This is a genomic window from Actinobacillus capsulatus DSM 19761 (assembly GCF_000374285.1).
GTDB classification, from domain to species: Bacteria; Pseudomonadota; Gammaproteobacteria; order Enterobacterales; family Pasteurellaceae; genus Actinobacillus; species Actinobacillus capsulatus.
In genome coordinates this window covers 57023-72105 of sequence record NZ_KB893931.1, presented here as the reverse complement: position 1 = coordinate 72105, position 15083 = coordinate 57023, and the positions used below count along the sequence as shown (strand labels likewise).

Sequence of the window (15083 nt, the reverse complement as noted above, 5' to 3'; positions counted from 1 at the left end):
TAATAATCAATGAAATTTACTGATGTTTTTATTAAACGTCCGGTACTTGCAGTATGTATTAGTTTATTGATTACAATTTTGGGTTTGCAATCTATTAATAAACTTCAAGTACGTGAATATCCTGAAATGACCATCTCAATTGTGACGGTTAGTGTAAATTATTCGGGTGCAGATGCAAGTCTGATGCAGGCACTTGTAACTTCACAAATTGAGGAAGCGGTATCGAAAGCGGATAACATTGACTATGTGACTTCATCAAGTAGTCCAAGTACTTCAACCACCACAATTAAGATGAAATTAAATACTAACCCGCAAATGGCGCTAGCGGATATTTCTGCGAAAGTGAATGCAATTCGGGCGAATTTACCAAGTGGGATTGATGATCCATCAATCAGTGTTTCATCAGGTTCAAATGATGCGTTAATGTATATTCGATTTGTTTCTGATGAATTGAGTTCTCCACAAATTACCGACTATATTAATCGTGTGGTTAAACCGCAATTCTTTACGGTAAACGGGGTTTCAAGTGTAGATATTTTCGGTGCGGCAAATTTTGGCTTACGCATTTGGTTAGATCCTGACAAAATGGCAGGTAATAATCTTTCTGGTGCAACGGTATTAGCAGCATTAAATGCAAATAACCTTAATACAGCTGCAGGTAATGCGAATGGTTACTACACTGTTTATAAAAATAAAGTGGAATCAAGCACACCATCAGTTGAAGAGCTAGAAAATGTGACGGTAGCAACCACTTCTGATGGTCGAATCATCAAATTACGCGATATTGCACAAGTTGAGTTAGATAGATATCAAGATAGCTCTCGTGTAGTGGCAGATGGTAAAGAAGCGGTAGTTTTAGCGGTAACGGCTTCAACAACAGCTAACTCTTTAACTGTGGCAAAAGATATTTATCCAATGTTTAGACAGGTTCAAGACAACTTACCAGAATCTGTTAAAGGGGAAATTCTTTATGATAAAACGATTGCGATTAACAGTTCAATTAATGAAGTATTCCGTACTATAGCTGAAGCAACAGTTATCGTATTGGTTGTAATTGTTTTATTCTTAGGCTCATTGCGTGCAATGATCGTGCCTGTTGTGACGATTCCGATTTCGATGATCGGTGTATTGTTCTTCTTACAAATGTTAGGGTTCTCAATTAACCTATTGACCTTACTTGCTTTAGTGTTGGCAATCGGTTTGGTGGTAGATGATGCGATCGTGGTACTTGAAAACGTAGAACGTCATGTAAAAGAAGGTAAGTCTCCGTTTGATGCTGCTATTATCGGTACGCGAGAGATTGCTATTCCGGTTATTTCGATGACGATTGCACTTGCTGCAGTATATTCTCCAATGGCGTTAATGGAAGGTGTTACAGGTTCTTTATTTAAAGAGTTCGCTTTAACTCTTGCTGGGGCAGTAATGATCTCAGGGGTAACTGCATTAACGTTGTCGCCAATGATGACCAGTAAAATATTGAAAGAACACAACGAAGAGCATGAAACACGCTTTTCTAAACTGGTAAATAGTACTTTAGATAAAGTAACCTCTATTTATGTTGGTTTATTAAGAGGGGTGATGGCAGTACGTTGGTTCGTGGTGCTATTTGCGCTGGGTATTTTTGTCAGTTTACCAGTATTACTTGGCTCACTTTCATCAGAAGTTGCACCAACGGAAGACCGTGGTTTCGTTGTAGGTATGGGGACAGGTCCTTCTAATACCAACTTGGATTATACGCAAGAGGCAACAGAAAACTTCAATAAAAAAGTTAAAGAACTTCCTGAAGTTCAAGCAATGATGACGGTATCAGGTTTTAACGGTAATAATACTGCACTTTCTATTATTTCATTAAAAGATTGGAACGATCGTGCTCGTGAGCGCGCAGCTATTTCAAATGATGTTGCAGCGATTGGTAAAGAAGTGGTGGGAATGGACATCAATGCGATCTCTTTCCCGGAGATTTCAACAGGTGAAAATGGTTTACCATTCTCATTAGTACTAACCACAGCCGATAACTATGCAAAATTAGCTGATGTGGCAGGTGATTTCCTGAAAAAAGCGCAAGTCTCAGGTCAATTCTTCTTCGCAAGTTTGGACTTGAAATTTGATACGGTAACGATGAAATGGAAATTTGATCGTGAAAAAATGGGAACTTATGGAGTAACGATGCAACAAGTAAGTAATACTTTAGGGGCTTACTTATCAGGTGCGATTATTACTCGGGTGGATATTGATTCACGTGCGTACCCAATCGTGTCGCAAGCAATGCGTAAAGATCGTTTAAATCCTGATGATTTAACTAAGTATTACGTTACTACAGCAAAGGGCGAATCAATTCCACTAAATTCGATTGTTTCACTTGAATTAAGTACAGAACCTTCAGCCTTACCTCGTATGAGCCAATTAAACTCAGCGACGATTTCAGGGGTTGTATCAGGTTCAATCGGTGATGCGGTAAATTGGGCAAAAGGAGAGTTAGATCGTTCATTGCCAAAAGGTTACCAATATGACTTTAAGGCGGAAGCTCGTCAGTTCGTACAAGAAGGTAATGCGATGGCATTAACCTTTGCACTAGCGGTTGTGATTATCTTTATTGTACTTGCGATTCAGTTTGAATCTTGGCGAGATCCAATGGTAATTATCATCTCTGTACCGTTAGCATTAAGTGGTGCTTTGGTTGTGCTGAATGTATTAGCGATTGCTGGTAAAGCAGGTGCGACAATGAATATCTATTCACAAGTAGGTTTAGTAACACTGGTTGGTTTAATTACTAAACATGGTATCTTAATGTGTGAAGTAGCGAAAGAAGAGCAGTTATTACATGGCAAATCTCGTTATGAGGCGATTATCCACTCTGCAACGATTCGTTTACGTCCGATCTTAATGACGACAGCCGCAATGGTAGCGGGTTTAGTTCCATTACTCTTTGCAATAGGTGCTGGAGCAATCTCTCGCTTTAGTATGGGGATTGTGGTTGTGGCAGGTTTAAGTATCGGTACACTATTTACCTTATTCGTTCTACCGGTAATTTATACCTTCTTAGGTGAATCACACAAACCACTACGCGAGTTTGATGAAGAAAAATACGCTAAAGAAGTAGAAAAAATTGAACACGCAAATGCGTAATTAATTAAGAGCTCCGTCCATTGGTCGGAGCTTTTTATTTTATATTTTATAATTGATAAAATATTGCAAAGAGATTCGAGCTACTTGGATGAATTCGTATCCAATAAAAGGAAATTAAGTAAAATGAGTGCTAATTAATATCGCCCATTCTGTTTATTACATTTTTCTATTACAATATTATAGTATTTATTTAATTCATTAAGGGATCACACAATGACTCAACTAAGCGTAGTAATTTTAGCTGCGGGTAAAGGTACTCGTATGTATTCTGATTTACCTAAAGTGCTTCATACCGTTGCAGGAAAGCCAATGGTTAAACATGTTATTGATACGGCAAAGCAGATCGATGCCAAACAAATTCATTTAATTTATGGTCACGGTGGCGAATTATTACAACAACGCTTAAGTTCTGAGCCGGTAAACTGGGTATTACAAGCAGAACAATTAGGTACAGGTCATGCAATGCAACAAGCTGCACCATTCTTTGCTGATGATGAGAATATCTTAATGCTTTACGGTGATGCGCCGTTAATCACTAAAGAAACCTTAGAACGTTTAATTGCAGCAAAACCAGAAAATGGAATTGCATTGTTAACCGTTGAATTAGAAAATCCGACCGGTTATGGACGTATTATTCGTGAAAACGGCTCGGTAGTTGCGATCGTAGAACAAAAAGATGCGAATGCAGAACAATTGAAAATCCGTGAAGTGAATACCGGCGTTATGGTTGCAAGCGGAGCAAGTTTCAAAAAATGGTTGAGTAATTTAAATAACAACAATGCACAAAGCGAATATTATATTACGGATGTGATCGCAATGGCAAACCAGGACGGTTATAAAGTACAAGCAGTACAAGCGAGTGAATTTATGGAAGTTGAAGGGGCAAATAACCGTTTACAACTTGCGGCATTAGAACGCTTCTACCAAAAAACACAGGCAGAAAAACTCTTATTAGCCGGTGTACGTTTAATTGATCCAACACGTTTTGATATTCGAGGTAATTTAACACACGGTAAAGATGTAGAAATTGATGTGAACGTGATGATCGAAGGAGAAGTAAAACTGGGTAATCGTGTTCGTATCGGAGCGGGTTGTGTACTTAAAAACTGTGAAATTGCTGATGATGTAGAAATCAAACCATATTCTGTAATTGAAGATGCGGTAGTGGGTAAAGCAGCACAAATCGGTCCATTCTCTCGTTTACGTCCAGGCGCAAATCTTGCGGAAGAAACCCATGTTGGTAACTTTGTTGAGATTAAAAATGCTCAAGTAGGTAAAGGTTCAAAAGTAAACCATTTAACCTATGTCGGTGATGCGGAAGTAGGTAGCAATTGTAATATCGGTGCGGGTGTAATCACTTGTAACTATGATGGTGCAAACAAATTCAAAACGGTTATCGGCGACAATGTGTTTGTTGGCTCAGATAGCCAATTAGTCGCACCGGTTACTATCGCAGATGGTGCAACGATCGGTGCGGGTGCAACCATTACCAAAGATGTAGCGGAAAACGAGTTAGTCATTAGTCGTGTACCACAACGTCATATCCAAGGCTGGCAGCGCCCAACTAAGAAAAAATAGTTCTTAGTTACTCAATACATATGTAACAAGCGGTCGGATTTGCAAAATTTTCTGCAAATTCAACCGCTTGTTTCTATTTATATGCGAACTATTTCGAGCTTTAAACTCATTCTTCAAAATAGATCGAATAATGTTTCTGACAGCCACTATTGAATTGTGCTTGGCAATAAGGGCAATGTGTAACGTGCATGTATTGCTGAATGGTTAATGTGTAGTGACAATTGCCACACAAAATTGCTTGCTTATCAAATTCAGCTACTTGCCAGCGCTCAATAGGGTGTGTTTCACAGACCTGATGGCATTGATAACACGGGTAAAACTTATCACAACATTTGAACTTTATTGCGATAATATCCAGTACAGAATGATAATGCTGGCAGCGAGTTTGATTATCTACGGTCAAGCCATAAACCTTAAACATAAACTAGAATCCTTTCCCGTTAAACCAACTCACATAATTCAGCTGATCGTAATATTTCTTACCATTCCAGCCAGAAAACTTAAATAAATCGCCGACTTGTGTTTTATCTTCGAACCCTTTCACATATAAGGCCGATTTAAACTCTGGATAAGGTTTATGAGTAAATACCACTTTATTTTCGAATGGTAAGCGGTCAAATTCTTGCAAATCTTGGTAAGTGCAGCCGTCACGGTCGGTCATCATCACAAATAGGTTATCCAAATTGATGCGTTTGGTACGTTCCGCCCACTTGCTTGCCGCTGCTTGCTCAGAATGGTAGTGCATAAAATGAATGGTGAGATCATCTAATTTACCCACCGGATAACGTTTTTCCGTGGCTAAAAAAGTGAGTTTCGCCTGCATATAATGCGACATATTTTTTAAGTATTTTAGAAAGTCTGCTGGTGAAAGGTATAAATTGACAAATGGTGAACGAAATTGCTCACCTAATTCATGTAAGATAAATGCACCGTTACAATTAATAGACAGCACCGACATGGAGTGATTTTGTAAACGTTGGCGATTTAATGCGTTGATGATTTTACGCAAGGATTTATTCAATACTTTGGGGATAAAATTAAACATAGTCGTTAACGTATTTAAACGGAAAGAAAATTTCAAAATAACTAGAAAAGAGCGCATTCTGATCTTATCCGAGAAATTTATCTATTAATTTTAAAAAGTTTACAATAAGGATTTGTATCAGTTGATAAGCGGTCATTTTTTGTGAAAAATTTGTAAAATTTAACTGAAATTTGACCGCTTGTTTAGGAAGATAACAAATGTCTTTCCATGTAAAAAATGGCATATAATATACCAATAGCCTTTTAGGCTGTATAAAATCTGATTAATGCGAAAAAAGCTTATTTTTCATTTAAATAACCGCAACCGTTTGTTTGATTTTTTTTGCGAAATAGATCACAAACTTGCTAAAAAGATGAAATAAATCATTTTTATTTATGCCGTTTTCGGATAGGCTATACATGTTTTCATTCATTATTTTTTAGTTTAAGGAATTGCTATGAGTACAATTTTTACTATTGCACAAAACTGGTTAGCAGAAGACCCGGATCAAGAAACTCGTGCCGAATTGGCTCAACTTATTGAAACGGCGCAAGCAGGCGATGAAAAAGCATTAGCAGAGCTAACAGCTCGTTTTGATGGTCGTTTACAATTCGGTACGGCAGGTTTACGTGGTCGTTTGCAAGCGGGTTCTATGGGGATGAACCGAGTATTAGTGGCTCAAGCTGCTGGTGGTTTAGCGGATTACTTAAAAGGCTACGATAAAGAACCTTCAATCGTTATTGGTTATGACGGACGTAAAAACTCAGACGTGTTTGCACGTGATACTGCGGAAATTATGGCGGGTGCAGGTATCAAAGCTTACTTATTACCTCGTAAATTGCCAACGCCTGTACTTGCGTATGCAATTAAATATTTTGATACCACAGCGGGTGTTATGGTAACCGCAAGCCACAACCCACCGGAAGATAACGGTTATAAAGTTTATTTAGGTAAGGCAAACGGCGGCGGCCAAATTGTTTCACCAGCGGATAAAGATATTGCGGCATTAATTGATAAAGTGGCGGCAGGTAATATTGCAGATTTACCACGCAGCCAAGACTTTACTGTACTAAATGATGAAATCGTAGAAGCATATATTGCAAAAACAGCTGCATTAGCGAAAGAGCCAGCAGCAGAGATTAACTATGTTTATACCGCAATGCACGGTGTCGGTTATGAAGTGTTAAGCAAAACGTTAGAAAAAGCCGGCTTGCCACAACCACATTTCGTCGCAGAACAAATTCAACCAGACGGTTCTTTCCCAACAGTGAATTTCCCAAATCCGGAAGAAAAAGGTGCATTAGACTTAGCAATTAAATTAGCGAAAGAGAAAAATGCGGAATTTATCATTGCAAACGACCCGGACGCAGACCGTTTAGCGGTGGCAATGCCGGATGCACAGGGCAACTGGAAAGGTTTACACGGTAACGTTGTAGGCTGCTTATTAGGTTGGTATTTAGCTAAACAGTACCATGCACAAGGCACACAAGGCGTATTAGCTTGCTCATTGGTGTCTTCACCGGCATTGGCTGAAATTGCGAAAAAATACGGTTTACAATCGGAAGAAACCTTAACCGGCTTTAAATATATCGGTAAAGTAGACGGCTTATTATTCGGTTTCGAAGAGGCGTTAGGCTATTTAGTTGACCCAGATAAAGTACGTGATAAAGACGGTATTTCAGCAGCTATCGTATTCTTAGACTTTATCCGTAACTTAAAAGCACAAGGTAAAACATTACAAGACGCAATCAACGATTTCAATAATGAATTCGGTGCTTATGTAAGCGGTCAAATTTCAATTCGTGTAAGCGATTTATCTGAAATCGGTAAATTAATGACGGCATTACGCAACAACCCACCAAGTGCAATCGGTGGTTTCAGCGTGGCTCAACTAATTGACCATACGAAAACAGATCGTCAAAGCGACATTCTTGTATTCGTATTAGAAAATGGCAGCCGTTTAATTACTCGTCCGTCAGGCACAGAACCGAAAATTAAGTTCTACTTAGATGCGAAAGGTAAAGATGCGGCAGATGCAGACAAAGTATTAAGCCAATTTGATGAAAGCGTACGTGAATTACTACGCCAAGAGCAATACGGCAAACAAGATTGCTGATAATTAATTAGTAGATAATATTAAGAGCGAACCGAAAGGTTCGCTTTTTTTATGTCAATTAATTAAGGAAAAGACAAAAACTGAACCCAATTATAGATTGACTGCCAAAAGGCATTATTAAACTCAAAAAGGTGGTAAAAATGAGTTTAATTAAAATGGCAAAGCAAATTGCTGATTTAGCTTTAAAATCAATTGGAAAGGGGAAGACAGTAAAAAGACTCACTTTGAATCAAACCAAAATGTTATTACAAGCACTGGTCAAGCGTGAGAGTGGAGGAGATTATACGGCAGAAAATAGCTATGGCTATTTAGGTGCTTATCGATTCGGTGCTGCGGCGTTAGTAGATGTTGGTTTGATTCAAAAAGATAAATATGCAGCAGCAATTAAAACAAAACCGGGTATTGCCAGTGGTGCAAATGCTGTTCAGCACAGAGCTTTTCTGGAAAATGCAGATAATTGGGTATTAGTCGGCGGAAAGTCTGCCTTTTTGAATTCAAAAATGATTCAAGATGATGCTGTTATTAAACTGATGAACCGCAATGCTCGTACAATGGAAGCAAGAGACGTTTATCAAGGCAGTGCAACACATAAAGCAGGACTTCTTTCTATTCGCTGCACACCTCAAAGGCGTCGGCAACGCAATCAAATTTGCGCAAAATGGCACAACAACCAAAGACAGCTACGGTACCTCAATAAAAGAGTATTATGAGTTGGGGAAAGAAAGTGTTGGGAAGCAATAGTATTCTACCGTCATTGATTTGACGGTATTTTTTATCTTTTGCTGACTAGTGTAAGGCTGTACCATCAATTTTACCGTCAGAAAAACAAACTACTACGAAATACTATGAAATAGAAAAGCCCTGCAATTACAGGGCTTTGTACTATTTAGGATATGAATTGAAATCAACTGAAAGGCGGATTTTTATTCCCACTCAATCGTTGCAGGAGGTTTGCCTGAAACGTCATACACCACGCGGGAAATACCGTCCACTTCATTGATAATACGGTTTGAGATTTTACCGAGTAAATCGTATGGTAAATGCGCCCAATGTGCAGTCATAAAGTCGATAGTTTCCACAGCACGGAGTGAAACAACCCAGTCGTATTTACGACCGTCACCCATTACACCCACCGATTTCACCGGAAGGAATACCGTGAACGCTTGGCTTACTTTGTAATACCAATCCGCTTTGTAGAGTTCTTCTATAAAGATTGCATCTGCTTTACGCAGTAAATTACAGTATTCTTTCTTGATTTCACCTAATACGCGCACGCCTAAACCAGGGCCTGGGAATGGATGGCGATTTAACATTTCTGCCGGTAAACCAAGAGCTAAGCCGATTTTACGTACTTCATCTTTAAATAATTCACGTAACGGCTCAACTAAACCGAGTTTCATATAATCCGGTAAGCCGCCTACGTTATGGTGAGATTTAATCACGTGTGCTTTACCGGTTTTGCTTGCTGCCGATTCAATTACGTCAGGGTATATTGTACCTTGCGCCAACCATTTTACTGAGGTAAGTTTTTTCGATTCATCATCGAATACATCGACAAACACTTTACCAATGGTTTTACGTTTTGCTTCTGGTTCATCAATACCTTTTAACGCATCTAAGAAACGATCTTCGGCATTTACACGAATGATGTTTAAACCGAATTTATCGCCAAACATCTCCATCACTTGATCACCTTCGTTTAAACGAAGTAAACCGTTATCTACGAATACGCAGTGTAAGTTTTTGCCGATAGCACGGTGCAATAGCAATGCAGTAACTGATGAATCTACACCGCCTGATAAGCCTAAAATTACCTCGTCATCGCCCACTTGCTCTTTAATACGAGCAACAGCGTCTTCAATAATGTTTTCTGCTGTCCATTTACATTCACAGCCACAAATACCTACCACGAAGTTGGTTAATAACTCTAAACCGCTTTTCGTATGTGTTACTTCTGGATGGAACTGCACACCGTAGAAACGGCGACTTTCGTCTGACATTGCTGCAATTGGACAAGTTGGGGTTACACCAGTGATTTGGAAACCTTGCGGTAAACGAGTTACTTTATCTCCGTGGCTCATCCAAACATCTAATTTCGGCTCAGAAGCGGTCAAATTATCGTTTAATTTTGCAAATAACGCATCGGTTGCTTGTAAATCAACTGAAGCATAGCCGAATTCACGGTGATCAGAAGTTTCAGTTAAACCGCCTAATTGCATCGCCATGGTTTGCATACCGTAGCAAATGCCAAGCACTGGTACGCCTGCATTGAATACATATTCCGGCGCACGAGGGCTGCTTTCTTCAGTGGTACTTTCAGGACCGCCTGAAAGAATAATCCCGGTCGGGTTAAATTCACGAATTTGTTCTTCCTTTACGTCCCACGCCCAAAGTTCGCAGTAAACCCCAATCTCACGCACACGACGTGCGATTAATTGCGTATATTGTGAACCGAAGTCCAAAATTAAAATTTTATGATTGTGAATATTGTTCATTTAAGTTCTCTTTTTTATAAAAACCTAGGACAATTTGCATTAGGCTACGCATAGTTGAGCTACTCTGTAGCTCTTGTTTATTTGTAATATCAAGCTCCAACGGAGCTGATGATGTCACACAAGATAGCCTAAGAATTAACCCATACGATAGTTAGGTGCTTCTTTAGTAATGGTTACGTCGTGAACGTGAGATTCTTTAATACCTGCACCGCTGATACGTACAAATTGTGCTTTAGTACGTAGATCTTCGATGGTTGCCGAGCCAGTTAAGCCCATACAAGAACGTAAGCCCCCCATTTGTTGGTGAATAATTTCTTTTAAATAACCTTTGTAAGGGATACGACCTTCAATGCCTTCTGGTACAAGTTTATCCGCAGCGTTATCTGATTGGAAATAACGGTCTGAAGAACCTTTGCTCATTGCACCCAATGAACCCATACCACGGTAAGATTTAAATGCACGACCTTGATAAAGTTCGATTTCACCCGGTGCTTCTTCTGTACCAGCAAACATAGAACCCACCATTACACAGCTTGCGCCCGCTGCGATTGCTTTTGAGATGTCGCCAGAGTAACGGATACCACCGTCTGCAATCACTGGAATACCACGACCTTCTAATGCTGCAGCAGCTTCTGCAATCGCAGTGATTTGTGGAACTCCCACGCCGGTTACGATACGTGTAGTACAGATTGAACCTGGACCGATACCTACCTTCACCGCACTTGCGCCGGCATCTGCTAATGCGATTGCGCCTTCAGCGGTTGCGATATTACCAGCAACGATTGGTAAATTAGGGTATTTTGCACGGGTTTCACGTACACGTTGTAATACACCTTCAGAATGACCGTGTGATGAGTCGATTAATAACACGTCCACGCCAGCTTTCACTAACGCATCAATACGTTCTTCGTTACCCGGTCCGGCACCAACAGCTGCACCAACACGTAAACGGCCGAATTCATCTTTACACGCATTCGGTTTTTGTTCCGCTTTTTGGAAATCTTTAACCGTGATCATACCTTTTAGTTTGAAGTTATCATCAACTACAAGCACTTTCTCAACACGGCGATCGTGCATTAATTCTAAAATCTCATCACGTGTTGCGTTTTCTTTGACGGTTACAAGACGTTCTTTTGGTGTCATTAATTTAGAAACTGGTTTGCTTAAGTCTTTCACAAAGCGAGTGTCACGACCGGTAATGATACCGACTAAGTTATCTTCACTATCTACTACTGGGTAGCCGGCAAAACCGTTTTTCTTTACTAATTCGGCAAGTTCGGCAAGAGTAAGGTCCGGTGATACAGTAACAGGCTCAGAAACGATACCGCTTTCAAATTTTTTCACCTTACGTACACGATCCGCTTGGCGTTCGATGGACATATTTTTATGAATAAAGCCGATACCGCCTTCTTGCGCTAAAGAAATTGCTAATTTGGTTTCGGTTACAGTATCCATTGCAGCTGAAAGCATTGGGATATTCAAACGAATCGTTTTGGTCAGTTGAGTTGAAAGATCTGCAGTATTGGGAAGCACGGTAGAATGTGCTGGGACGAGTAAAACATCATCAAAGGTAAGGGCTTCTTGTTTGATACGTAATGCCATTTGCAATAGTTCCTTAAAAGATAAAATAAAATTGCTGTCTAGAAATTATTGCGGGCGAATTATACAGGTGTTTTACAAAGTTGTAAAATTGAATTTTACGCAAACGGTTGCGGTTGATTGTTTTTGTAAAAAACGACAAAAATCGACCGCTTATTACAAAATTTTAACTTTACTTCTCTTTTCGATCTTGAATAGCGCCAAATTGTCCTTATTATGATAAACTAGATTTTTTAAAAGGCAGGAAAGAGATTTATTTTAATGGGCAGAAAAAGAAGTGCGAGTTCATCACGTTGGCTGGCAGAACATTTTAAAGATCAGTTTGTACAAAAAGCACATAAACAAAAATTACGCTCACGAGCTTATTTTAAACTAGATGAAATTCAACAAACCGATTGCTTATTCAAACTGGGGATGACCGTGGTGGATTTAGGTGCGGCTCCGGGCGGTTGGTCTCAATATGCGGTAACGCAAATCGGCAGTAAAGGTCGTATTATTGCCTGTGATATTTTAGATATGAATCCGATTGTCGGCGTGGACTTTTTACAAGGAGATTTCCGAGAAGAATCAGTACTGAATGCGCTGCTAGAGCGTGTCGGTGATGATATGGTGGATGTGGTAATGTCGGATATGGCACCGAATTTCAGTGGTATGCCGTCAGTAGACATCCCTCGAGCAATGTATTTAGTAGAACTGGCTTTAGATATGTGCCGTCAGGTACTTGCACCTAAAGGCAGCTTTGTCGTTAAAGTGTTCCAAGGCGAAGGCTTTGATGATTATTTAAGAGATATTCGTGCAATGTTTAGCACCGTGAAAGTGCGTAAACCTGAAGCTTCTCGAGATCGTTCAAGAGAAGTTTATATTGTAGCAACGGGTTATAAAGGCTAATAAGCGGTTAAAAATTGCAAAAAATTTGCAAAATCAGACCGCTTATTATTTAGTGATATAACAAGTTTTTTTATTCTAAAAGAGGAAATTAACCTTGAGCGATATGGTTAAAAATATTGTCCTTTGGGTAGTGGTTGCAGTTGTTTTAATGACTGCCTTTGAGGGCTTTAACTCAAACTTTGGTAGCAATAATACGGTTGCTTATTCAACATTCTTGAACGATATCAAATCGAATAATCTGAAAGAAGTGGATTTCAAACGTAACGATGAAACGATCTCTGTTACTAAAAATGATGGTACGCAATATCAAACCGTGATGCCGATGTATGATGAATACTTATTGGCGGATCTGGCAAAAACAAATGCAACGGTTACCGGTCAGCCGGAAGAACGTCGCGGTTTGTTATCTCAGATTTTTATTTCGTGGTTCCCGATGTTAATGCTGATTGGTTTTTGGGTGTTTTATATGCGCCAAATGCAAGGCGGTGGCGGTCGTGGCGCAATGAGCTTTGGTAAAAGCAAAGCAAAAATGCTGACTGCCGAGCAAGTTAAAACACGTTTTACCGATGTTGCAGGCTGTGATGAAGCGAAAGAAGAAGTCGGTGAAGTCGTGGACTTCTTAAAAGATCCGAACAAATTCCAAAAATTGGGTGGACGTATTCCAAAAGGTATTTTAATGGTTGGTCCTCCGGGTACGGGTAAAACATTATTGGCGAAAGCAATTGCCGGTGAAGCGGGTGTACCGTTCTTTACTATGGCGGGTTCTGATTTCGTTGAAATGTTTGTCGGTGTCGGTGCTTCTCGTGTACGTGATCTTTTTGAACAAGCGAAGAAAAATGCACCTTGTATCATTTTTATCGATGAAATTGATGCAGTCGGTCGTAAACGTGGCGGTGCCGGTTTTAGCGGTGGCCATGATGAGCGTGAGCAAACCCTTAACCAGATGTTAGTTGAGATGGACGGTTTTGAAGGCTCGGAAGGCGTTATTATTATCGCTGCAACGAACCGTGCGGATGTGCTTGATGATGCGTTAACTCGTCCGGGACGTTTTGACCGTCAAGTAACGGTAGATTTACCGAACGTGAAAGGTCGTGAGCAAATCTTAAAAGTACATATGAAAAAAGTACCATTGGCACCGGATGTTGATCCAATGGTGGTTGCACGTGGTACGCCGGGTTATTCAGGTGCGCAGTTAGCGAACTTAGTTAATGAAGCCGCATTATTTGCTGCACGTAAAAACCAACGTGTCGTAACTATGGACGACTTTGAAAAAGCACGCGATAAAATCAATATGGGACCAGAGCGTCGTTCAAATACGATGACCGAAAAAGAATTGATGAATACCGCTTATCACGAAGCCGGTCACGTTATTGTCGGTTATTTAATGCCGGAACACGATCCGCTCAATAAAGTAACCATTGTGCCTCGTGGTCAAGCGCTTGGCTTTGCACAATTCTTACCGGAAGGTGACCGTGTAAGTGAAACTTTTACCAAATTGGAAAGCCAGCTTTCAACCTTATTTGCAGGACGAATTGCCGAAGGGCTTATTTTTGGTGAAGATAAAATTACCACTGGTGCGTCTTCGGATATTCACCGTGCAACGCAAATTGCTCGTGCGATGGTAACCCAATGGGGATTCTCTAAAGAGCTAGGTCCGTTGTTCTATCAAAATGAAGATGGTATGGGGGCAATCAAAGGCGTATCGGAAGAGTCGCAAAAGCTGATTGACCAAGAGATGCGTAAAATCATTGATCGTAATTATGAGCGAGCGAAGAAAACGTTAGAAGACAATATGGATATTTTACATGCGATGAAAGACGCATTGTTAAAATATGAAACCTTAGATCGCAAACAAATTGATGATTTAATGAATCGCCGTCCAGTTGGCGAGCCGGCAGGTTGGAATGATAAGAACGATAATAGTTCGTCAAATGATTCTAGTACCGCAGAAAAGCCGGACGCAGAGCAGCAACCGACAGATACACCGAATACGGATACAGAGGTTGCAGATAAACAAGCAGATGCTTAATTATTAGCACAATAAAAAAGCCGAGAAGCAAAAGTTTCTCGGCTTTTTTATTGCAATAATTTGTTGATTTTACAAGCGGTTGAATTTTTTTGGAAACTTGCAAGCCTAAAAATGAAGCTAACGCATTGATTTTAATGCGTGTAAAATTATATTTACAATGAAATTTTTTCGTTACATTTGTTTTTTGTTCTTGTAGAATAGCCCACCTAATAACAATTTTAGAGGTTA

10 protein-coding genes are annotated in these 15083 nt (G+C 39.8%); 6 read left to right on the top strand and 4 right to left on the bottom strand.

The genetic code is table 11. The annotated features are described in order from the left end of the window. The first annotated feature begins 9 nt into the window (after nucleotides 1-9). Both C228_RS0101785 and glmU read left to right on the top strand, forming a co-directional pair. Complete coding sequence (locus C228_RS0101785) at nucleotides 10-3126, top strand: efflux RND transporter permease subunit (protein ID WP_018650998.1); 3117 nt, start codon at nucleotides 10-12, stop codon at nucleotides 3124-3126. A gap of 213 nt (nucleotides 3127-3339) precedes the next feature. Next, nucleotides 3340-4704, top strand: a complete 1365-nt coding sequence (glmU, locus tag C228_RS0101780; RefSeq protein ID WP_018650997.1) for a bifunctional UDP-N-acetylglucosamine diphosphorylase/glucosamine-1-phosphate N-acetyltransferase GlmU — start codon at nucleotides 3340-3342, stop codon at nucleotides 4702-4704. A 106-nt stretch (nucleotides 4705-4810) separates the two neighbouring features. On the opposite strand, the gene C228_RS0101775 is transcribed toward glmU, so the two are convergent. Beyond that, entirely contained in the window at nucleotides 4811-5125 is a 315-nt protein-coding gene (locus tag C228_RS0101775) for a CHY zinc finger protein (RefSeq protein ID WP_018650996.1), read from the bottom strand. A 3-nt stretch (nucleotides 5126-5128) separates the two neighbouring features. Next, on the bottom strand, nucleotides 5129-5749 hold the full coding sequence (locus C228_RS0101770; RefSeq protein WP_026313135.1) for a DUF1919 domain-containing protein: 621 nt from the start codon (nucleotides 5747-5749) through the stop codon (nucleotides 5129-5131). A 436-nt stretch (nucleotides 5750-6185) separates the two neighbouring features. Here C228_RS0101770 and C228_RS0101760 point away from each other — a divergent pair, with 436 nt between their 5' ends. Beyond that, nucleotides 6186-7844 (top strand): phospho-sugar mutase, encoded by a 1659-nt coding sequence (locus C228_RS0101760; protein WP_018650993.1) that lies wholly within the window; start codon nucleotides 6186-6188, stop codon nucleotides 7842-7844. Nucleotides 7845-7984: 140 nt separating this feature from the next. After that, nucleotides 7985-8554, top strand: coding sequence for a peptidoglycan-binding protein LysM (locus C228_RS13145; protein ID WP_245552740.1), 570 nt, complete (start codon nucleotides 7985-7987; stop codon nucleotides 8552-8554). 213 nt (nucleotides 8555-8767) lie between these two features. Here the strand turns inward: C228_RS13145 and guaA are convergent, their stop codons facing one another. Next, nucleotides 8768-10339 (bottom strand): glutamine-hydrolyzing GMP synthase, encoded by a 1572-nt coding sequence (gene guaA / locus C228_RS0101750; RefSeq protein ID WP_018650992.1) that lies wholly within the window; start codon nucleotides 10337-10339, stop codon nucleotides 8768-8770. Nucleotides 10340-10474: 135 nt separating this feature from the next. After that, complete coding sequence (gene guaB, locus C228_RS0101745; RefSeq protein WP_018650991.1) at nucleotides 10475-11941, bottom strand: IMP dehydrogenase; 1467 nt, start codon at nucleotides 11939-11941, stop codon at nucleotides 10475-10477. A 258-nt stretch (nucleotides 11942-12199) separates the two neighbouring features. On the opposite strand from guaB, the gene rlmE reads away from it, so the two are divergent. Together rlmE and ftsH are read left to right on the top strand one after the other, a co-directional pair. Beyond that, complete coding sequence (gene rlmE / locus C228_RS0101740; protein ID WP_018650990.1) at nucleotides 12200-12826, top strand: 23S rRNA (uridine(2552)-2'-O)-methyltransferase RlmE; 627 nt, start codon at nucleotides 12200-12202, stop codon at nucleotides 12824-12826. Nucleotides 12827-12929: 103 nt separating this feature from the next. Continuing rightward, on the top strand, nucleotides 12930-14855 hold the full coding sequence (ftsH, locus tag C228_RS0101735) for an ATP-dependent zinc metalloprotease FtsH (RefSeq protein WP_026313134.1): 1926 nt from the start codon (nucleotides 12930-12932) through the stop codon (nucleotides 14853-14855). Nucleotides 14856-15083 lie beyond the last annotated feature (228 nt).